General features: G+C 64.3%; 19 protein-coding genes and 1 pseudogene. 13 read left to right on the forward strand and 7 right to left on the reverse strand.

Features of this window, described 5'->3' with window-relative positions; translation table 11 throughout:
• Positions 1-71 precede the first annotated feature (71 nt).
• Together N7E70_RS30730 and N7E70_RS30735 are read right to left on the reverse strand one after the other, a co-directional pair.
• The gene (locus tag N7E70_RS30730) at positions 72-569 is read right to left on the reverse strand and encodes an RES family NAD+ phosphorylase (RefSeq protein WP_263008411.1); all 498 of its coding nucleotides are present in this window, start codon (positions 567-569) and stop codon (positions 72-74) included.
• An 8-nt stretch (positions 570-577) separates the two neighbouring features.
• Positions 578-928 (reverse strand): MbcA/ParS/Xre antitoxin family protein, encoded by a 351-nt coding sequence (locus tag N7E70_RS30735; protein WP_263008412.1) that lies wholly within the window; start codon positions 926-928, stop codon positions 578-580.
• Positions 929-1,248: 320 nt separating this feature from the next.
• On the opposite strand from N7E70_RS30735, the gene N7E70_RS30740 reads away from it, so the two are divergent.
• The 4 genes from N7E70_RS30740 (at position 1,249) to N7E70_RS30755 (ending at position 4,755) form a co-directional block, all read left to right on the forward strand.
• Positions 1,249-2,979 (forward strand): ParB N-terminal domain-containing protein, encoded by a 1,731-nt coding sequence (locus N7E70_RS30740; RefSeq protein ID WP_263008413.1) that lies wholly within the window; start codon positions 1,249-1,251, stop codon positions 2,977-2,979.
• Between the two features lie 89 nt (positions 2,980-3,068).
• Positions 3,069-3,545 carry a hypothetical protein gene (locus N7E70_RS30745; protein WP_263008414.1) on the forward strand — a complete coding sequence of 159 codons (477 nt, stop codon included), beginning with the start codon at positions 3,069-3,071 and terminating at the stop codon, positions 3,543-3,545.
• Positions 3,542-4,429: a DUF7007 domain-containing protein gene (locus N7E70_RS30750; RefSeq protein ID WP_263008415.1), complete on the forward strand. Its 888-nt coding sequence runs from the start codon at positions 3,542-3,544 to the stop codon at positions 4,427-4,429. Before N7E70_RS30745 ends, N7E70_RS30750 begins: the two co-directional genes overlap by 4 nt.
• A complete protein-coding gene (locus N7E70_RS30755; protein WP_263008416.1) occupies positions 4,426-4,755 on the forward strand; it encodes a hypothetical protein in 330 nt (109 codons plus the stop codon). Before N7E70_RS30750 ends, N7E70_RS30755 begins: the two co-directional genes overlap by 4 nt.
• Positions 4,756-4,768: 13 nt before the next feature.
• Here the strand turns inward: N7E70_RS30755 and N7E70_RS30760 are convergent, their stop codons facing one another.
• Positions 4,769-5,113: an alkylphosphonate utilization protein gene (locus N7E70_RS30760; RefSeq protein WP_263008417.1), complete on the reverse strand. Its 345-nt coding sequence runs from the start codon at positions 5,111-5,113 to the stop codon at positions 4,769-4,771.
• A 548-nt stretch (positions 5,114-5,661) separates the two neighbouring features.
• Here N7E70_RS30760 and N7E70_RS30765 point away from each other — a divergent pair.
• The 5 genes and pseudogenes from N7E70_RS30765 to N7E70_RS30785 all read left to right on the forward strand — a co-directional run bounded on the left by N7E70_RS30765 (position 5,662) and on the right by N7E70_RS30785 (position 10,055).
• A complete protein-coding gene (locus N7E70_RS30765; protein ID WP_263008418.1) occupies positions 5,662-6,249 on the forward strand; it encodes a hypothetical protein in 588 nt (195 codons plus the stop codon).
• A 485-nt stretch (positions 6,250-6,734) separates the two neighbouring features.
• Complete coding sequence (locus N7E70_RS30770; protein WP_263008419.1) at positions 6,735-6,920, forward strand: hypothetical protein; 186 nt, start codon at positions 6,735-6,737, stop codon at positions 6,918-6,920.
• 280 nt (positions 6,921-7,200) lie between these two features.
• Complete coding sequence (locus N7E70_RS30775) at positions 7,201-8,133, forward strand: ArdC family protein (RefSeq protein WP_263008430.1); 933 nt, start codon at positions 7,201-7,203, stop codon at positions 8,131-8,133.
• Positions 8,130-9,054: pseudogene (locus N7E70_RS30780) on the forward strand (hypothetical protein). Before N7E70_RS30775 ends, N7E70_RS30780 begins: the two are co-directional and overlap by 4 nt.
• Before the next feature lie 689 nt (positions 9,055-9,743).
• Complete coding sequence (locus N7E70_RS30785; RefSeq protein WP_263008420.1) at positions 9,744-10,055, forward strand: DUF736 domain-containing protein; 312 nt, start codon at positions 9,744-9,746, stop codon at positions 10,053-10,055.
• 20 nt (positions 10,056-10,075) lie between these two features.
• On the opposite strand, the gene N7E70_RS30790 is transcribed toward N7E70_RS30785, so the two are convergent.
• The 4 genes from N7E70_RS30790 to traC all read right to left on the reverse strand — a co-directional run bounded on the left by N7E70_RS30790 (position 10,076) and on the right by traC (position 13,364).
• Positions 10,076-10,354, reverse strand: coding sequence for a WGR domain-containing protein (locus N7E70_RS30790; protein ID WP_263008421.1), 279 nt, complete (start codon positions 10,352-10,354; stop codon positions 10,076-10,078).
• A gap of 548 nt (positions 10,355-10,902) precedes the next feature.
• The gene (gene traG, locus N7E70_RS30795) at positions 10,903-12,828 is read right to left on the reverse strand and encodes a Ti-type conjugative transfer system protein TraG (protein WP_263008431.1); all 1,926 of its coding nucleotides are present in this window, start codon (positions 12,826-12,828) and stop codon (positions 10,903-10,905) included.
• Entirely contained in the window at positions 12,815-13,030 is a 216-nt protein-coding gene (traD, locus tag N7E70_RS30800) for a conjugal transfer protein TraD (protein WP_263008422.1), read from the reverse strand. The genes traG and traD overlap by 14 nt, the downstream gene beginning before the upstream one ends.
• A 4-nt stretch (positions 13,031-13,034) precedes the next feature.
• Complete coding sequence (traC, locus tag N7E70_RS30805) at positions 13,035-13,364, reverse strand: conjugal transfer protein TraC (RefSeq protein ID WP_436125297.1); 330 nt, start codon at positions 13,362-13,364, stop codon at positions 13,035-13,037.
• A 183-nt stretch (positions 13,365-13,547) separates the two neighbouring features.
• On the opposite strand from traC, the gene traA reads away from it, so the two are divergent.
• Genes traA through N7E70_RS30825 form a run of 4 tightly spaced genes read left to right on the forward strand, consistent with a single transcriptional unit; the run spans position 13,548 to position 19,162 of the window.
• Positions 13,548-16,850, forward strand: a complete 3,303-nt coding sequence (gene traA / locus N7E70_RS30810) for a Ti-type conjugative transfer relaxase TraA (protein WP_263008423.1) — start codon at positions 13,548-13,550, stop codon at positions 16,848-16,850.
• A complete protein-coding gene (gene traF / locus N7E70_RS30815) occupies positions 16,847-17,377 on the forward strand; it encodes a conjugative transfer signal peptidase TraF (protein ID WP_263008424.1) in 531 nt (176 codons plus the stop codon). The genes traA and traF overlap by 4 nt, the downstream gene beginning before the upstream one ends.
• 16 nt (positions 17,378-17,393) lie before the next feature.
• Positions 17,394-18,533 carry a conjugal transfer protein TraB gene (locus tag N7E70_RS30820; protein WP_436125298.1) on the forward strand — a complete coding sequence of 380 codons (1,140 nt, stop codon included), beginning with the start codon at positions 17,394-17,396 and terminating at the stop codon, positions 18,531-18,533.
• Positions 18,534-18,547: 14 nt separating this feature from the next.
• Positions 18,548-19,162 carry a TraH family protein gene (locus N7E70_RS30825; RefSeq protein WP_263008425.1) on the forward strand — a complete coding sequence of 205 codons (615 nt, stop codon included), beginning with the start codon at positions 18,548-18,550 and terminating at the stop codon, positions 19,160-19,162.
• Positions 19,163-19,322: the final 160 nt, after the last annotated feature.

Consider the following 19,322-nt stretch of genomic DNA (forward strand, 5'->3'; position numbering starts at 1 on the left):
GAGGGCCTGTTCCGCTTGATGGCACAGCAGGCTCGTGTCGTGTTTTCCATTGTGGACCGTTCCGTCGATTGCTATCGAGACAGGCGGTTCTCGTCATCGATCAGTGTCAGCCGGCATGGCGCCTTCGCGCCCCCTGTCCAAAGGACGAGGTTGAGATCTTCACGGCCTGCTCCGGGAGCGAAGCTCTTGACGAGCAATCCATGATAGCCGGCCGCGGCGAGTTTTCGCGCGAAGGCTTGGGTTGTCGCTTCTCCGGACGCTTTCATCTGATCGCGCCAGGTCGGATCGGCGATCATCGTCGCATCCATGCCCGCCGCCTGCAGGGCTGAGTCATCCCGGCTGTCGAAAACGCCCTCGATGTCGGCATCGTAGGATACCAGCATCGTCGGTTGCAGGCTGCCGGCCTGGTTTGCTTCCCGCAACGCCGTCGTGACCGACAAAGACAAATAGAGCGCCGGCGTTCCCTTCCGGTTGAAGCGACCGCCATAGCGTTCCGCGCCACGCCCCGACATCAGTTCGCCTGCATAGATCGGGTTCAATGCCCGGTAGAGAGGCCCCTCGAAGCGCACCGGCCGACCTAGGCGTGGATGCCGGCGTCAACCGCGTCGATATAGTCGAGCACGTCATAGGCATGTCCGTCACGGACCAGTTGCATCGCCGTCTGGCCGGAAAAGCCGGGTAGGGGCTCGGAGCGATACCAGGCATAGGCCTTCAGTGCTGAGCCGAACCGAGGCTCGACCTTATTGACGATCTCCGTCATCTCGCGCAATCGGCGCTGCGTCTTGTCCGAGCCGATGCGGTCCTTCCGCTGGATCGCATCCTTTCCAAGCCCGGCGGTGCGAGCGATTTCCTCGCTCGTCGTCCGCAACGCGGCCGCGATCTTGCGCGGTGAGAACAGTCCATCGTCGGCATATTGGGCAAGGCCCATGGCGAGACTTCCATTCTAGAAAGCAAGAAATATGACGCAATATAGCGTCAGAAATAGCGGATTGTAACGTGGATTGAGGGGAGGGACGGGAAAGGGAAAGCCTGCTCGCAGACCGGGCGAGCCGGTGACGCTATGCTCAATCGCCGCCATCGCGATCCCGGCCCGGCGTCCTGCGCAGGGCTGAAAGCCCCGCTGGTCCGGCCGGGCAGGGATGCTCGTCCGCAATTGCACCAGCTCGCCCGCTCCGCGGGCCGTGGGGGGTCTTCGGGAAGAAGACGGAAAGGACCGGCGCGGTGCCGGTTCCCAAAAGGAGCATCCCCATGGAAATCAAGCTGGTCGATCCGCGTTCGCTCGTGGAAAACCCCGACAGGGCCCGTCGTACCAAATCGAGCCCGCAATCCGATGCCTTGCTGCTGGCAACCATCAAGGCCGTCGGCATCGTGCAGCCGCCCGTTGTCGCGCCGCAGGCCGATGGTGGCAATGGCTTCGTGATCCACTCCGGTCATCGCCGCGTGAAGCAGGCCGTTGCGGCAGGTCTGGAGGAGATCGCTGTTCTGGTCGGCGATGCCGCCGAGGACGGCGGCGCCATGCGTTCGATGGTCGAAAACATCGCCCGTGAAAACCTCAATCCCGTCGATCAGTGGCGCGCCATCGAGCGGCTCGTTGCGCTCAGCTGGACCGAGGAGGCGATTGCCGTCGCCCTTGCCCTGCCGATCCGGCAGATCAGGAAGCTGCGTTTGCTCGCCAATGTGCTGCCGGCGATGCTCGATCATATGGCCAGGGGCGACATGCCGAACGAGCAGCAGCTCCGCACCATCGCGGCGGCCTCGCTCGATGAGCAGAGGCAAGTCTGGAAGGCCAACAAGCCAAGCAAGGGCGATCCTCAGGTCTCCTGGTGGAGCGTTGCGCAGGCGCTGCAGAAGACCCGCATGCATGCGCGCGATGCCTCGTTCGGTGACGAACTGGCGCAGGCCTATGGCATTGCCTGGGTCGAGGATCTCTTCGCACCGGCCGACCAGGACAGCCGCTATACGACCGATGTCGAGGCCTTCCTTGGCGCCCAGCAGGAATGGATGACACAGAACCTGCCAAAGAAGGGCGTTATCGTTGAAGCCAACACATGGGGTGAGGTGAAGCTTCCGGCCAAGGCCGAACGTGTCTATGGCACGCCGAAGAAGTCCGATCATACGGCGATGTACCTGGACCGCGAGGGCAAGGTGAAGAGCGTTCATTTCCGCATGCCGGAGGCGAAAAAGGCCAAGGGCAAGGATGCTGCGGCCGGTGAGGCTGCCGACGAGCCCGTCGTGGCGTCGAAGTCCCGCCCGGACGTGACGCGCAGGGGAATCGACATGATCGGTGATCTGCGCACCGACGCGCTGCACGAGGCGCTGTCCCGGGCTCCCATCGAGGACGACACGCTGATGGCGCTGCTGGTGCTGGCCTTCGCGGGCCAGAACGTACGGGTCGATTCCGGAGCGGGGGGAGACCACCGGTTCGGCAGCCGCTTCGGTCGCCATGCCGCCATGCTGTTCGACGCCGAAGGTAAGTTCGTTTTCGACATGGACACGCTGCGGATCGCCATGCGGAACGTGCTGGTCGATGTGCTCTCGTGCCGGGAGGGCATGAGCAAGTCCGGGATCGGTGCGGTCGTCGCCGGACAGGCCATCGGCGCCAATGGGTTCCTGGCCAACATGGGCACGGAGGAATTCCTGTCCTGCCTGTCGCGCCCCGCATTGGAAGCCTCGTGCGAGGTGACGTCTGTGCTGCCCCGCGCTCGGGTCAAGGACACCCGCGCCGCGCTCGTCGAGCACTTCAGGGAGGGCCACTTCGTTCATCCTTCGGCGCTGTTTGCGCCCGATGCCATCGCGCTCGGCGAATGGCTGACCAGGAACGCTGTCGCGGAAGACGATGACGAGGACGGCACGCCTGTCGATCAGGACGGGCTCGATGGCGATGTGCCTGTAGAGCCGGCCCATGAGCACGCAGAGGAACCCGCCTCCGAGCGGCACGACGAGGATTATTGCGAAGGTTTCCGCGAGGCCGCCGAGTAGCCGGCCGCATTTCTCCTTTTCGAACGCCTTGCCGCCGCCGGTCATCCCGGCGGCGGTTTTGTTTCCAAACCCACCATCTGGAGGACATCATGTCCGCACTTTCGATTTTCGAGGACGCCCCAATCGGGGCAGTTGTCGCCTGGTCCGACGACACGCAACGCTCGCCCGAACTGCACCGCAAGAAGCTTTCGGCCCGGCGGAACAACAACAGCCAGGGCCGGCTGATCCGCAAGCAGGGCGAGCGCGGCATCGGCGCTGTCTCGCTCGCGGCCTCTTTCACCCTGCATCAGGCCGGTTTCGGGTCTGGCGGCGTCATCGCCATCCGCGTGCATCGGACCTTCTCGCTGGACTCTCGCCTGCGGTCCAGCGTCATCGAAAGGCCGGCTCCCGGTTCGGTCCGGGTCTTCGACCGGGCCGGGGAGAATGCCGAGCTCGTCCATCTCGCCCCGCATCGTGCGGCAGCGGAGGAATGGCTCATCCGGCATGGCTATCCCAACGCCGTGCTGGCCGAAGTCCCGGTCGACGCGGTTGCCGCCGATGTGGTCGAGGGGAGGACGGCGGCATGAACAAGCCCCAGTCTTCTCTTTCGCCCACGCCTGCGACCCCGGATACGTCCGGGGTTTCTTTTGGCCGCAGCGCTGACGGCATGCTGGTGGCGCTTGTCGGCGATCATGGCTTCGCCATGGCGCCTGCGCGTGATGGCCGCCACTATCTGGCCAGCGGATGGCGTATCCGTCGACCCATAGGGGAATGGACCCGCGACGATTTCTACGGTCACGGCGGCGATCTGGCCGATGAGGATGCGTTTTGCGCCCAGGTGCTCGAACGGGCCGAGCATCATCGTGAGCGGACAGCGCTTGGGCGCCGCGACATGCGGTCCCCGGCCCACACCCCTTGGGGACCGTCGCAGGGAGCAACGGTCTATGCTGATGGCATAGCCTTCCATTCGACCGCCGGTCACGGAGGGTTTCATCTTTCGGCCGAGCGCAACGCCAGGGTTCATCCGTTGCTCCGCACATCGGACGGGTTCTACGAAGAGGACGAGTGCTGGGCGATCGTCGCCATCACCTTCCCGGAGCTGTTCACAGCGTTCGAACGTCGCGCCGCAGAACGGACGATCAAGGACAGCTTCCCTGATGCCTGGGAAACGATCTTCGGCACCATCCTCGGCCCCGGAGAATCCCGGACCAAGGATCAGCGTGACTTCGAGGCCGCGCACGTCAATGACTGGGTGGTCGTCTCCGCGATCGCGTCCGATCAGCAAAAAGGCTATGTCGAGTGCCTCGCCATGCAAGGTGGCAGGCGCGGGATCGGGTCAGAGGAGCGGCGTTTTCTCGTCCCCAGGGCCGAATACGACATTGGCCGCTTCGGCTTCGTCATCGATCCCGAACGGCATGCCGTCTATGCTGGTCCGTCGAGCTTCGTCGGGTGGCAGGGGCGGCAGAAATGACCGCCCCAGCCGAGATAGATGGCCGGCTATGCCGTTTGGAAGAAGCGCGGCGCCAGATCCAGCGCCAGCTCGACCTGATCGACCGGCAGATCATTCGTCGCATGACGGCGTTGATCCCGAAGCTCGCGCCGAGGCGCACAGCCTATCGGCGCGGCAAACCGCCCGACGCGGGAGCATTCCTCGAGCGCTATCGCGCTCATCTGGCGATGCTCACCGCCGAACGCCAGCCCGAGATCGATGCCCTGTCGCGCAGGCTGGCGCGGCAGGATCAAGCGATAGCCGCATTGCGCGAGCGGCACGGCCTGGTTCAGAAGATCGCCGCGTGATCGCGCGCGATCGTCACCGTTTCCGCACGAACTCGGTCCGCAGCACGAGACCCTTGATGGCGTCATGCCGGCAATCGATTTCTTGGGGATTGTCGGTGAGGCGGATCGAACGGATGACCGTGCCCTGTTTCAGTGTCTGCCCGGCGCCCTTGACCTTGAGGTCCTTGATCAGCACTACGGCGTCGCCATCGGCCAGCAGATTACCGTGGTGCTCATTGACCTCTGCGATCCTCTTCGGAATCTTCACGCCAAGCGCTGCATCCGTTTCAGCCTTAGCGAGCCTTGCATGACCCGGGTTGACCTGTGCGAGCTTAACCTTGTCGCCGAGCAGATCAGTTTCATCAACGCTGCCACCCATACGCAGATCGTCGGCCTCCTCGTCGAAATCATCGCCATTCGCCGCTCACCTCGTCATAGACATAGTCATCGTCATCGCCGGTGATGGACGCTGCTATTGCAGGTGAAAGCCGGCTTGCCAATCCTCATGTCGCAATCGAGGGCCGGGCCGGCAGGAGCAAATCGAGGGATGGTGCGGGCAGGTGGTCGTACTTGTGATGCCTCTGGCGGAAACGCGGCCCCGCATCCCGTTCCTTCCGGTTGCACTGGTTCCGAACAGCACCCATGCCGGTCATCCCCTCGGGTTTGTGGAGCGGTCTAAACCGGCTGGCGGCGCCTTCAAGGCCGCGTTCCGCGCCGCGTGGCGGCCGGGCTCGACGGTCTCGGCAGGCCAGGCCCGCATCCTGCGCGAGGGCTGCCGCCCTGCTGGTCCGCAAGCCTGGCCTGCTCGCCCTTGTCGCTCCCGGACCCTGAAGCCGCCGCTGTCCCGCCGGTTTTCTCTGACCGCACCCGAAGGGAAGACCGGCACGGGCCGGCCCGAGCCTTCGGCGCAAGGAAAGGAACTCTCACATGACCAGGACCGCACGCACCAACCGCTCTCCCTCCAGGGTCGTCCCGCTCCGCAAAGGCACCACGCTCGAAATGGTCCGGCTTGCCTGCCCGGACGCCAACCAGGCCTCCCTGATCTCGGAAAGCTTCGGTCTTCCCGTTCTCGACAGCGACGGCATCCGCGACCTGCACGAACGCCTGATCATCGAGACGGCTGACAGCCTCGGTGAAGGGCTAGGCGAACGGGCCATGCAGATCCACCTGCAGCGCATCGTCGGCTCCTATGTCGGTTCCGCCCACGGCGCCGGCCAATTCTACAGCCGGGCGGTCACCGAGGCCCGCGATGCCACGGCCAAGTCCGCCAATGATGCCCGCGACGAAGACGTCGGTGGCCCGGTCGGCTTCGACAGCGCCGCCCAGCGCAAGCGAGAATTCGCAGCCGACATGGGCGTTCAGGCCCATGCCCTCAGGATGGCGGCCGAGGGTGCTGTCGCTGCCTACAAACAAATTATCGGCGAAGCCTGGAAGCCCTTCGAGCGGGCCGTCGAGAACCCCGGCCAGACCGTCGATCGCAAGGCCGCCGAACTGCAGATGGCAGCTCTCGGTTGAACAAACGGGCGGAGCTTTGGCTCCGCCCATCCTCATACGACCAGGTTGCCACATTGCCTGGCCGTCATTCTCCTCATGGGACTGGTCGCCGGGCTCGCCTATTGTCTGTCGCCGGCAGATATGCCGGAACAGCGCGCAATGGCGGCAGCAATCGCTGATATGACCCGCTCGTGGCCGCGCAATCGGGGGCACCAGGGTTCCATCGCTGTCTGCGCAATATCACCAGGACCGGGTGGTGGTGGCCGCTCTTGCGTTTGAGCAACGCGATCATGCCCTAGCCAACGATCTCTGCCAGCGCACCAATCCCGCTCTCTTGTGATGGCGTCCTGGCCCGTCCCCGGATCTTCCACGATCAACCCGCGAGGGGTCCGCTACGCAAGCGTGCGGCCGCGCCGGCTTCGCCTCTGCGGTGATCGCGCCCGGGTGCCGGACCTCTTGAGGAGCCATCGAGCGGGAATGGCCCGCTTCAAAGATGGAGCCCTCAGATGTCGCACAATCTCGAACTCGCCCAGAAGCACGCCTGGAACCTCGCCCGCACCCTGATGGTCACCGTCATCCTCTTCCAATCCGACGACGAGTACGGCGTCCTCCCCGAAAACGAACTCGACGATGCCGAAGTCGAGGCGCTCTACGTCTACGATCCCTATAGTGGCGGCCGGTCGGTTCACTGAACCGATCCACCCACGGACAACAAGGTGGCGGCGCTCGGCGCCGCCTTTTTTTTTCCTGTTGCCCGCTCCCGGCCCCGTCCGGCCCCGGTGTCCTGGCGGAGCGAGGCAGTCAGCGCAACGGCTTTGCCGTCCGCCGCTTCGCTTCGGCCCTAAGGACCACCCCATTGCGCGAGCGCAACGGGGACCCCGGTGGGTGCGCGGCCCGCCTCCCTACTCCGCCCTTGTGGACCCCGTGACGGGGCCGCGATCGGCGCGGCCTCCAGAATGGAGGTTCATGAAAATGAGCAGGAAAGAAAACAAGGAAGCCCGCGTCGATATTTATGCGCGGATTACCGACAGGATCGTCGCGGACCTGGAGAAGGGTGTTCGTCCCTGGATGCAGCCATGGCATTCAGCCAACGCCATCGGCCGGGTGACCCGGCCGCTCCGGCATAACGGTCTACCCTATAGCGGCATGAACGTACTTCTGCTGTGGTCCGAGGCGACCGCACGCGGCTTTGCCAGCCCGATGTGGATGACGTTCAAGCAGGCGCTCGAGCTCGGCGGGGCAGTTCGCAAGGGCGAGACCGGCTCGATGGTCGTCTTCGCCAGCCGCTTCATCAAGACCGAGACGGACGCTGTCGGTGAGGAATTCGATCGAGAGATCCCGTTCCTCAAGGCCTACACGGTCTTCAACGTCGCGCAGATCGACAGCCTGCCGGACCATTATTATAGGCAAAGAGCGGAGCCCGTGCGCGATCGTGTAGCGCGCATCGAACATGCTGATCGCTTCTTTGCCAATACCGGCGCCGTGATCCGGCATGGCGGTTCTCAGGCCTATTTTGCCCCCGCGCTCGATATCATCCAGATGCCGCCCTTCGAGAGCTTCCGCGATGCCGCGTCCTACGTCGCGGTCCTCAGCCACGAAGCCACGCATTGGACGGCGGCGCCGCATCGTGTCGACCGCGATCTCAGCCGCTATACCAAGGATCGTAGCGAGCGGGCGCGCGAAGAGCTGATAGCCGAGCTCGGGAGTTGCTTCCTCTGCGCCGATCTCGGCATCGCGCCGGAACTCGAGCCCCGGGCGGATCATGCGAGCTATCTCGAGTCCTGGCTCAAGGTTCTCGTCGGCGACAAGCGGGCAATCTTCGCTGCTGCTGCGCACGCGCAGCGCGCCGTCGCGTTCCTCCACGGCCTGCAGCCCGCGGCCTCCGAAGAGCGCGAGGCCGCATGATGTTCCAGGCACCCACCATCGGCGGGGAAGGTGACGCACCTTCCCCGATCCGCCTGCGCGCCCTCTCACTCGGAGCGGGCGTCCAATCCACCACCATGGCGCTGATGGCCGCGCATGGGGAGATCGGCCCCATGCCCGAATGCGCCATTTTCGCCGACACCGGCTGGGAACCCGAGGCCGTCTATGAGCATCTCGACTGGCTGATGTCGACGAACGTGCTGCCCTTTCCTGTCCATATCGTGTCGGCGGGTAGTATCCGCAAGCAGCTCGTCGCCGCCGGCGAGGGGGCTCGCTGGGCGTCTATTCCGGCCTTCACCAGAACGGTGACGCCGGCCGGCGCCGAAGTGCCGATTTTCGACGAGCACGATGATGGCGAGATCATCACCATCGGCACACGGCGCATATCCAAGGAGACTATGTCGATAGGCATGATCCGGCGGCAATGCACGACGGAGTTGAAGATCGTGCCTATCCGCCGCAAGGTCCGCGAGCTCGCCGGCCTGACCCGCAAGAGGTCTCCCTCCTTTCCGGTCGTGGAGCGATGAAATCATCCGCGCCAAGCCGAGTTTCGAGGCGTGGCAGGTCAAACGCTTCCCGCTGATCGAGCAGCGCAGGAGCCGCCAGGATTGTCTCGCCTGGCTGCGCCGTCACGGCTATCCGACGCCCCCAAAATCGGCCTGCGTCGGCTGCCCGTTCCACGATAATGCCCGATAGCGGCATATGCGCGACCACGACCATGCCGCTTGGTTGGACGCGGTCGAGGTCGACCGCACCATTCGCACCGGCCCGCGCGGCATTCGCGGAGAGGTGTTCCTGCATCGATCCGCCGTCCCGCTCGATGAGGCTGACCTGTCGACGCCGGCCGATCACGGCCAGCTCGATCTCTGGATGAACGAATGCGAGGGCATGTGCCGTGTCTGACACATGCCTCGTTCAGAGCTAGCCCCATTTTCTTTCGGAAGCGACCCCGACTGCCTGACGGGGTTGCGACCGGACCAGACCACGAACTTGCGTGGCAAGAAAGCTGGTCCGAACCGGACGCCGCCTCGAGAAAGCCGGCATGCGATCGCCTTGCAGGATTGACCGGTCCACCGTTGACGATGGCGGTGTGCGACGGCTTCTCACGGTCCAGACACGGGGGGCCGTCAGATCGCCAGACCCATATCATGTTTCCTGAGCGGGCCAGAGGGGTGTGCTGCTGGCCACCCATGCAGTGCATCCTGACTTCGGCAACGGGTGTCATGTTCTGGCGTCCTCAACACCGCCAATGACGCATCCCGAAAAGTGGGCCAGCCCGTTCCTTCCACCCCTTTGAACTGGCCAACCCTTCTGCGGCTCGATGAGGCATGTCTGATCGGAAACCGGCTACGCCTCGATCGTTCTCCCGCAACGGCCATCCGCAACTTTCTTCCCCTGACGAACCACCCCACGCGACAGGTCGCGCGGGGACCCCGGTTTTGCCGCCATTCCTCGCGGGCCAAGAAAGCCGCTCCTGGCCGCCCTCCATTGCATTGCGGCCCCTGCGGGGTGCGGTCCGATCGTCTCCGATCCTTCGACTGCCATCGGGGTCGCGAAGGGCGCGGCCCGAACACAAGGAAAGGAACTTCACCATGGCCACCATCGGAACCTTCACCAGCACCGCCAACGGCTTCACCGGCACCATCAAGACCCTCAACCTCAACGTCAAGGCGCGCATCGAGCGGGTCGACAATCCCTCCGACAAGGGCCCGCACTTCCGCCTCTACTCGGGTGCAGTCGAGCTAGGCGCAGCGTGGCAGAAAACCGCCAGGGAGAGTGAGCGCGACTACCTCTCGGTCAAGTTGGACGATCCGAGCTTCCCGGCTCCCATCTACGCCACCCTGATCGAGGTGGACGGACAGGAAGGCCTCCAGCTCATCTGGTCTCGCCCGAACCGCGACTGACCGAAATCGCAGCGGCCCCGTCAGGCAGACGGGGTCGCTTCCACATGGCGAGCGGCCGACCGCGGCTGGTAGCCGCGTCGGCGTCGGACGCGCAGCACTGCGAGAAAGAGTTCGACAGCTTCATCCTCCTTGTCGAAGGAATGCTGCACCATCCTGCCGCGTGTTCCAATTCGGCCCCAGCGGCGAACGAGCCGCGTTTCGCCGAATAGCGTCGCCTCGATCGACAGCGCGTAGAACCGGGCCATGTTCTGGCTGGGGTCACGGCGTTCGATATAGAGGTGGTAGGGCTGCGCGTTCATGTGACACAGAATCGCGCAGCCGGGGCCCGACGTCCAATGACAGGTTTGAATCACTGGAAGCGGATCGATTCATTCCGGTGATGGATGGCGTGTCGGCCGATTTGAGGTCGGCACGGCGCATCCCGCTGCGCGGATCGTACGGATGTTATGCTGGTAGCGTCGAATGCGCTCTTCCATCGGCAGATTCGGGCCATGGCGCAGCAACTTGTCCTTCGGCCACTCACCCATATTTCGGCTCCGATCATTGACGTTCCCATCATAGGGATAGCATTCCCTGCCGATCGTTCCCACGGCCATCTTGTCTTCACCGGAAGTCTTTGCGTCCCGGGAAGGTTGAATAGGACCCCGTCGGGCGACGGTTCCCACCCTTCAAAACCCGGCCTCACTGCGGTCAAGTCACGAACACCAGTCGAGGCGTGGCCCATCCCAGAGGCGGGGCGAACCCTTCACGCACGAGATCTCGCCAAGCGAGATCTCGTCCCACGTTCATGGCCCGTAGAGTGCGCGACCGAGCCGGTCCTCGACGGACAAAACCACCGGTGTCAGCCTCAAGTTGGTCCTTCCTTCCGGTGGAATCTGTTTTCGCCGGTGACCGATTTCATATCGGCGCGTCGGAACCAGATCGCCCGGCCGCAACGCAGCGGTGCATTGCCGGCGGTGAAAACGATCTGCTCGTCCCCGCGCATGCGCAGGACCTCATCGGGCAGGATCAACGGGCGCGACGCCAATTGCTTCGATCGCGTGCGCGACGATCCCGACATCTGCGAGGACCGGCTGAGTTGATCGACTTCTACCGTGGTGTTGCCGCAGCGGCGCGAGATGTAGTCGGCGGTCTCGGGATCGTTGATCGCCGCGAACGACACCCAGGATGCGCTTTCGAACCATTTGCTCGTCGCATCGCGACCGCCATAGGTTTCACGCATCTGGCCGATCGACTGGAACAGCAGCACGAGGCTGATGCCATATTTGCGACCGGCGTCCCGCGCCGTCTCCAGAATCCGCAAATAGCCCAGCCGGGCGACCTCATCGAGCAGGAACAGCGTTCGACCCTTTATCCCTCCATTCCGGTTGTAGATCGCATTGAGCAGCGCACCGATGATGGTGCGGGCGAGGCCGGGGTGGGTCTCCAGCGTCTTGAGATCGAGATTGACGAAGATGTCGGTCTTGCCCTCCGCGACGGAGTCGGTGGAAAAGCTCGAACCCGAGACGAGCGCAGCATAGTTCGGGTAGCTCAGCCAATGGGTCTCCTTGACCGCATTGGCATAAACGCCGGAGAACGTTTCCGGCGTCATGGCGATGAACGGCGCGACATTTTCCTTCACGAAATCGGATTCGGAATTGTCGTAGATCCGTTGCAGCCGCTCGCGTAATTTTGGCTCCGGCTCGGAGAGGTTCGCCCGCATCTGCCGCAGATGCTGGTTTTCTTTTTCCGTATGCCCTGAGAGGCAGACATCGGCAATCAGCGCGGTGATGAGCTGCAGGGCCGATGCGCGGAAGAAGTCGTCGCGGATCGAGGTCGACCGTCCGGTATCGGTCACCACCCAACTCGCGACGGCAACCACGTCTTCTTCCTTGGTGCCGCCGAACAGGCCGATCCAGTCCAGCACGTTGAATCCCGTCGTCGGGTCCTTGGGATCGAGGACGAAAACGTCACGACCGGCCTTGCGTCGATGCTCGATCACCATGGGCGCCACTTCGTTGGACGGGTCGAGGGCAACAAGGCCGCCGCCCCATTTGAGTGCGGTCGGCACCGTCACCGATGTCGTCTTGAAGCCGCCAGAGCCGGCGAAGACCAGTCCATGCGTCGAGCCGAACGAGGCGTCAAAGCAAAGGAGGGGAGACTTTCCACCCACCCCCCACGTCTCATTGTCGTCGGCGCGGAACCCACGATCCGCCACCGTGTCCTTGTCGACGCGATAGGCTTCCCCGACGACGATGCCGCCGGCGTCTCTAAAAAGACGCTTCGCTTCATTGACGCCCATCCATTCGGCTTCGCCATGGATCGCGCGCTTCCCGCGAACGCGGCGTGGCGCTGAGGCGGCGAAGGCCGAATTGCCGCGAAGGGCGACCCGCAGCGCGAACACGCCGGCGACCATTGCCAGCATCCCGCCGATGGCGGTTGCTGGATCAATGTAGTTCGTGATCGCGCTCCCTGGCGGCACATCTCCGGCGAAGGAGACCAGCCGGGCGGTTTCCCGGACCACGGCGATGGCGACAACGGCAATCGTTCCGATCAGCACGCCCGCGCCGGCGGACCGGATGGCGTTCGCGCCCCTGGCGGCAAAGAGGAAGATGATGCCGGTCCCGGCCGCAGCGACATAGCGCAGCGCGAGCCCGACCCGGCCCAACATGAGGCGGGCCTGTTCCGTCGTGCCGAAGCCCGCCGTCCACTGCTCGATACCGGTGAGCAGCAGAACCATGCTCACCATCAGCAGGCCCGGCGCAATCAGCAGCGCGATCCTAGTCGGGGTCATGGGAAAAGGCCTTCTCCCCGATGGCGAGCAAGCGCGCGCGCTCATTGTCATCGGCCCTGAACCGGCCGGCGCCGTCGATCAGCAGGCCGAGCAACAGAGCACGCTTCTCGTAGCGCAAACCAGCCTTGGCGATGAGGCCGCCAAGCTGGATTTTCTCCCGCGTGTCCTTGCGGCGCGCCTCGCTCTGGCTCGCCCGTTGCATGCGCTCAAGCCTCGTCACCCGACCCCGGAGGCGCGCCAGCCGCGACCGACGCAGCCGTCTGCCTGTCCGGTCGTCCACTCCCTTTGCGAAAGCGCGCTGCGACGTCCTCCAACGCCTTGATCAGATCGCCGTCATCGACTTGCACCTCTCCAAGACCTGCCTTCAGGGCGATGCGGCCGATCCGTTCGGCCTCGCGCGTTTCGGCCTGCCTGAGCTGATCCTGGAGTCTTGCGATCTCTTCCCTGATCTTCGACGACGGTTTCTTCATTCCGGTTAGGCCTTTTTCATCTGGTCGTTTCTGGAGTTCGTCCAGAATCCTCCGGATGCGCGCCATGGACGACTAGTAAAAAAGCTAGTCGGCAGAGCCGGCGCCGCCTGAGATCATCCCGCCGTTCCGAAGGAATGGATCCAAGGGCGCAGTAATACGTCGCTGACACGACGTTCTGCTCCCGGCCTCGCTGGGCTGGTCCGATCCCGACGAACACCATGTTCGTTCATATCGGGAGCCGTCGTCACCGTGGCGATCACGCACTTCACGCCCCAGCTCATCGGACGCGGCAATGGCCGCAGCGCCGTGCTGTCGGCCGCGTACCGGCATTGCGCGAAGATGACCTATGAGATGGAGGCGCGCACCGTCGACTATTCCAACAAGCGCAATCTCGCCCATGAGGAGTTTTTGTTACCGGCCGACGCTCCGGACTGGGCGCGCAAGCTGATTGCCGACCGCTCAGTGGCCGGCGCGGTGGAGGCCTTCTGGAACAGGGTCGAGGCATTCGAGAGGCGCGAGGATGCGCAGTTCGCGAAGGAGTTCATCATCGCGCTGCCGGCCGAGCTTACGACGGAGCAGAACATCGCATTGATGCGGCAGTTCGTGCTCGAGCAGGTCCTGGCACGCGGACAGGTCGCCGACTGGGCCTATCACGACGAACCTGGCAACCCGCATGTGCATCTGATGACCACGCTGCGCCCGCTCACGGACGCCGGGTTTGGCGCGAAAAAGTTCGCCATCCTTGGCGAGGACGGTCAGCCGGTCCGTACGAAATCGGGCAAGATCCAGTACCGCCTCTGGGCCGGCGAGAAACAGGAGTTCATCGAGCAACGCAACGGCTGGCTCGACCTTCAGAATCAGCATCTCGCTCTCGGCGGCCTGGAAATCCGCGTCGATGGCCGCTCCTATGCCGAGCGCGGCATCGATCTTGTCCCGACCGTCCATATCGGCGTTGGCGCCAAAGCGATACAGCGGAAGGGTGTGCAGCAGGGATGGGCGCCCTCGCTCGACCGGATCGAGCAGTTCGAGGCGCAACGGCAGGAAAACGCTCGCAGAATCCTGCGCCGTCCCGAAATCGTCCTCGACCTCCTGTCCACGGAAAAGAGCGTCTTCGACAACCAGGATATCGCCAAGGTCCTGCATCGTTATGTCGACGATGCCGGAACCTTCCAGCATCTGATGACGCGCATTCTTCACAGCCCGGACCTGTTGCGGATCGAACGCGAAAGCGTCGATTTCGCCACCGGGGAGAGGGTGCGCGCCCGATACGCGACGCGCGAATTGATCCGCGTCGAAGCGGAGATGGCGAAGCGGTCAATCTGGCTTTCGCAGCGCACGAGCCATGGCGTCCGGCAGAAGGCGCTGGAGGCGACCTTTGCCCGGAATGAGCGTCTGTCGCAGGAGCAGCGTGTCGCCATAGAGCATGTGGCGGGCGCCGCACGCATCGCAGCCATCGTCGGGCGCGCCGGCGCCGGCAAGACTACGATGATGAAGGCCGCGCGCGAGGCATGGGAATCGGCCGGATATCGCGTGGTCGGCGGTGCACTCGCCGGTAAGGCCGCCGAGGGTCTGGAGAAAGAGGCCGGCATCGCCAGCCGCACGCTGGCGTCGTGGGAACTGCGCTGGAAAGAGGGCCGCGACGCGCTCGACGTGAAGACCGTGTTTGTCCTCGACGAGGCCGGTATGGTCGCCTCCAAGCAGATGGCGCTGTTCGTTGAGGCAGCATTGCGGAACGGCGCCAAGCTGGTCCTGGTCGGAGATCCAGAGCAGCTCCAGCCAATCGAGGCAGGAGCGGCGTTCCGGGCAATCCTAGAGCGCATTGGCTATGCCGAACTAGAGACCATCTACCGCCAGCGCGAGGACTGGATGCGGAAGGCATCGCTCGATCTCGCGCGCGGACGCCTCGATCAGGCGATCTCCGCCTATCGGAGCCGCGGCAGGGTGATGGGTTCGGACCTGAAGGCGCAAGCCGTCGAGAACCTGATCTCAGACTGGAACGGCGACTACGATGCCACGAAGTCGACGCTGATCCTCGCCCATCTGCGCCGCGACGTGCGCCTGCTCAATACGATGGCCCGCGAGAAGCTGGTAGAACGCGGCATCGTCGGAGAGGGCCATGCCTTCCGCACGGAGGACGGCATGCGTTGTTTCGACGTCGGCGACCAGATCGTCTTCCTGAAGAACGCCGGCGCCCTTGGCGTTAAGAACGGCATGATCGCCAGGGTCATCGAGGCCGTGCCGAACCGGATTGTCGCCGAGATCGGCGAGGGCGATCAGCGCCATCGTGTTTCCGTCGATCAGCGCTTCTACCGCAACCTCGACCATGGCTATGCGACCACGATCCACAAATCTCAAGGGTCGACCGTCGACCGGGTGAAGGTGCTGGCGTCCCTGTCTCTGGATCGTCACCTGACCTATGTCGCACTGACACGTCACCGCGAGGATATGGCGCTCTATTACGGGCGCCGTTCGTTTGGCATGGGCGGTGGACTCATCAAGATCCTGTCGCGGCGCAACGCCAAGGAAACAACGCTCGACTACGAGCCCGGCACGCTCTACCGCCAGGCGCTGCGCTTCGCCGAGACCCGTGGCCTGCACATTGCCCGTGTCGCCCGCACGCTGGTCCGAGATCGAGTAGACTGGACGCTCCGGCAGAAGCAGCGCCTCGCAGACTTGGGGCTGCGCCTGAGAGGTTTGGGCGAGCGCCTCGGCCTTCTCGACACGCGTCAAACCCAAACGCTGAAGGAGTCCGCGCCGATGGTGAAGGGCGTCACCCAGTTCCCGTATTCGGTCCAGGATACGGTCGAGGAAAAGCTGCTTGCCGATCCGACTGTTGCGAAGCAGTGGGAGGAGGTCTCGACCCGCTTCCGCTTCGTCTTCGCCGATCCCGAGACGGCCTTCCGGGCGATGAACTTCGATGCGGTCCTCACCGATCCGTCGACGGCCAGGGCGACGCTCGAGCGCCTGGTCAATGAACCGGCGACCATCGGTCCGCTCAAGGGAAGGGTCGGGCTTCTGGCGAGCAAGGTCGATCGCGAAGACCGGCGCATCGCGGAGGTCAATGCGCCGGCGTTGAAGCGGGATATCGAGCGCTACCTGCGGCTACGCCAGACGGTTGTGCAGAAGATCGAGGCCGACGAACAGACGCTGCGCCGCCGCGTCTCGATCGACATCCCGGCATTGTCTCCCGCCGCTCACCAAGTGCTCGAGCGCGTGCGCGATGCGATCGACCGCAACGACCTGCCGGCTGCGCTCGGCTACGCCCTTGCCGACAGGATGGCTAAGGCCGAGATCGACGGCTTCAACAAGGCGATCACGGGGCGGTTCGGCGAGCGGACACTGCTCACCAATGCGGCGCGCGAACCATCCGGCAAGCTCTTCGAGAGCGCGGCGAATGGCCTGGCGCCAGGCGAGCGCCAGAAGCTCGCGGAAGCCTGGCCGGTCATGCGCGCGGCGCAGCAGATCACCGCCCACGAGCGGACGGCGGAGACCCTGAAGCAGACGGAGAACCTTCGCCTGTCACAGCGCAAGACTCCGGTTTTGAAGCAATGAGCCGTCGTCACGCCATCACCCTGATCGCGGTCGCGGCAATGACCGCAACTACGCTGATCTGCATAGGTTGGCTTGGTGGTATCCGCCTTAATCTCACGCCGAGCTACCCGCTCGGTCTCTGGCGCATCAAAGCACTTGATCGGCCCGCGATCGCAGGCGATCTCGTCTTCATCTGCCCTCCGGACACACCGCCATTCAGGTTGGCTCGCGAGCGCGGCTATCTCCGGCGTGGCCTATGCCCGGGCTGGCTAAGTCCGCTGATCAAGACAGTCGCGGCGATCGAGGGGCAGCGTGTCGACATCGGCGCCAGCGTCGCGATTGACGGCCGGCTGCTCGCGCATTCGCAGCTGCATTCCGCCGACGCAAAGGGCAGGGCGCTGGCTCCCTTCGCTGGCGGGCTCGTTCCGTCGGCGCACCTCTTTCTTCACTCCGATTTTGCGGGTTCCTTTGACTCACGATATTTCGGGCCGATCTCCGGAACCGGCCTCCTCGGTCGCGCCCGCCCGGTCCTCACCTTCGATCCCTGACACTGTGCGTGCTGTCATGCTGGCGGCGGCCGCCTCGCTCGTTGGCGCTGTCGCCTGGAGCGGCGATCTGCGGACCCTGCCCCTCGCCTTCGCATTCCCGGCACTATGGGCGTTATCGCCGTCCCGGATCGTCGCGGCCCTGGTATCGGGGGGTTATTTCCTCGCAGCCTCACGCGGACTGCCACAGGGCGTCGCCAATTACTATGCCTCAGATCTCTGGCCGGGTCTGCTGCTCTGGTTTACCGCGTCGCTGGCCTTCGTCGCCGTGCATACGGCTCTGTGGACGAGCCGGCGGGGAGGAAGGAGGGCGGCCCGGTATGGGCTGGCGGCGCTCCTGATGGCGGTGCCACCGTTCGGGATAGTCGGCTGGGCGCATCCGCTGACGGCCGCCGGCGCGCTGTTTCCGGGATGGGGATGGTTCGGCCTTGCGGTCGCCGCCGCCGGTCTTCTCGCTATGACGACGAGATGGTGGCCGGCCGCTGCCATCGTCTTGGGTGGGATATGGCTCTGGTTCGCCGCTTCGTGGACAGACCCATCCCCACCGGAAGGGTGGAAAGGCGTCGACCTGGAACTCGGCCAAAGCCTCGGCCGCAATGTCGGGCTGGAACAACACCATGACCTGATCGCCACGGTGCGGCGAGCGGCCGGCGAGGGCGCCGGTATCGCCGTGCTGCCCGAAAGCGCTCTGGGCTTGTGGACGCCGACCGTCGAGGGGGTCTGGCGCGACCAGTTGCACGGCGTCGACATCACCGTGATCGCCGGCGCGGCGACCGTCGACGCGCGAGGCTACGACAATGTCATGCTCGCCATCTCCGCCGTGCGCGCCGATATTCTCTATCGGGAGCGCATGCCGGTCCCGGTCTCCATGTGGCAGCCATGGCTGGCATGGACGGGGCAGGACGGGGGCGCGCGGGCGCATTTCTTCGCCAATCCGATCGTCGAGCTCGGCGTCCGGCGGATCGCGCCGCTGATCTGCTATGAGCAGTTGATCCTTTGGCCGGTCCTTCAGTCGATGCTGCACGCGCCCGAGGTCATCGTCGCCACCGGCAATGGCTGGTGGACGGCCGGCACCTCGATCGTCGCCATCCAGAAAGCCAGCGCCGAGGCTTGGGCCCGGCTGTTCGGCATACCCCTTGTGACTGCCTTCAACCTTTGACCAAGGAGTTGCCCATGATCGACGCCGCCCTTATCCAGCAATGCGCCGGTCCCGGTCTGAAACCGGCCATCGTCGAGAAGTTCATCGCGGAGGCCGGCTCCAGCGATCCGCTCGCCGTCACCGTTAGCGCTGGCGATCGTGTCGTGCTCGTGCCGAAGCCTCGCACTCCGGAAGAGGCGTTGGCGCTCATTCGCCAGCATGTCGGCAAGGCAGTCGTGCGGGTCGGCGTTACGCAATTTCCGGCCGGGTTAGGCGTCGCCGATGTCTCGGAACTAAATCCCGATCTTCTCGACGCCTGCGCCAACATCCGCATGGGCACGACGCTGTTCTGGAAGGTCTATCGCATCGTCACGAAATGGTACGGCAGCGCTGTCGACGAGGCGTTCGACGACGCGATCTACGCCTGGAAGACGGGATATTTCGAAGGTCGGGCCGTGTTCAGCGAACCGGATCCTGGCGAGATGAGTCTTGCCGAGCCGAAGCAGACGCCGCCCGGACCATCGGAAGAGGATAATTCCGAGGGGACGGTAGCAGGCGAAGTTCCCATGCAGCACGACACCCAACCCGGCGATCCCAACAAGGCGGGGATCCGCATCGATCTTTCGGGGATTGGTGTCCCGTATCCCTAAACCCTCTCTCTGGCTGCCGTTCGCGGGAGTGGGTGGAAACCCGAACGGCTTTTCAAAGGTCACAGGGACCGTGTAGACACAGTTTTCTAACCCCCGGCTTGGGTTCAAAGGATGTCTGTCGGCGGGGGCGTACCGCGGACGCCTTTTGTAGAAGATTACG

It is taken from the genome of Aminobacter sp. NyZ550 (genome assembly GCF_025628925.2).
Taxonomy (GTDB): Bacteria; Pseudomonadota; Alphaproteobacteria; order Rhizobiales; family Rhizobiaceae; genus Aminobacter; species Aminobacter ciceronei.

Excerpts from the sequence above, each read along its gene's own strand:
- N7E70_RS30735 (WP_263008412.1), bottom strand. The coding sequence starts at position 928 with ATGGGCCTTGCCCAATATGCCGACGATGGACTGTTCTCACCGCGCAAG.
- N7E70_RS30740 (WP_263008413.1), top strand. The coding sequence starts at position 1,249 with ATGGAAATCAAGCTGGTCGATCCGCGTTCGCTCGTGGAAAACCCCGAC.
- N7E70_RS30745 (WP_263008414.1), top strand. The coding sequence starts at position 3,069 with ATGTCCGCACTTTCGATTTTCGAGGACGCCCCAATCGGGGCAGTTGTC.
- N7E70_RS30750 (WP_263008415.1), top strand. The coding sequence starts at position 3,542 with ATGAACAAGCCCCAGTCTTCTCTTTCGCCCACGCCTGCGACCCCGGAT.
- N7E70_RS30755 (WP_263008416.1), top strand. The coding sequence starts at position 4,426 with ATGACCGCCCCAGCCGAGATAGATGGCCGGCTATGCCGTTTGGAAGAA.
- N7E70_RS30760 (WP_263008417.1), bottom strand. The coding sequence starts at position 5,113 with ATGGGTGGCAGCGTTGATGAAACTGATCTGCTCGGCGACAAGGTTAAG.
- N7E70_RS30765 (WP_263008418.1), top strand. The coding sequence starts at position 5,662 with ATGACCAGGACCGCACGCACCAACCGCTCTCCCTCCAGGGTCGTCCCG.
- N7E70_RS30770 (WP_263008419.1), top strand. The coding sequence starts at position 6,735 with ATGTCGCACAATCTCGAACTCGCCCAGAAGCACGCCTGGAACCTCGCC.
- N7E70_RS30775 (WP_263008430.1), top strand. The coding sequence starts at position 7,201 with ATGAGCAGGAAAGAAAACAAGGAAGCCCGCGTCGATATTTATGCGCGG.
- N7E70_RS30785 (WP_263008420.1), top strand. The coding sequence starts at position 9,744 with ATGGCCACCATCGGAACCTTCACCAGCACCGCCAACGGCTTCACCGGC.
- N7E70_RS30790 (WP_263008421.1), bottom strand. The coding sequence starts at position 10,354 with ATGAACGCGCAGCCCTACCACCTCTATATCGAACGCCGTGACCCCAGC.
- traG (WP_263008431.1), bottom strand. The coding sequence starts at position 12,828 with ATGACCCCGACTAGGATCGCGCTGCTGATTGCGCCGGGCCTGCTGATG.
- traD (WP_263008422.1), bottom strand. The coding sequence starts at position 13,030 with ATGCAACGGGCGAGCCAGAGCGAGGCGCGCCGCAAGGACACGCGGGAG.
- traC (WP_436125297.1), bottom strand. The coding sequence starts at position 13,364 with ATGGCGCGCATCCGGAGGATTCTGGACGAACTCCAGAAACGACCAGAT.
- traF (WP_263008424.1), top strand. The coding sequence starts at position 16,847 with ATGAGCCGTCGTCACGCCATCACCCTGATCGCGGTCGCGGCAATGACC.
- N7E70_RS30820 (WP_436125298.1), top strand. The coding sequence starts at position 17,394 with ATGCTGGCGGCGGCCGCCTCGCTCGTTGGCGCTGTCGCCTGGAGCGGC.
- N7E70_RS30825 (WP_263008425.1), top strand. The coding sequence starts at position 18,548 with ATGATCGACGCCGCCCTTATCCAGCAATGCGCCGGTCCCGGTCTGAAA.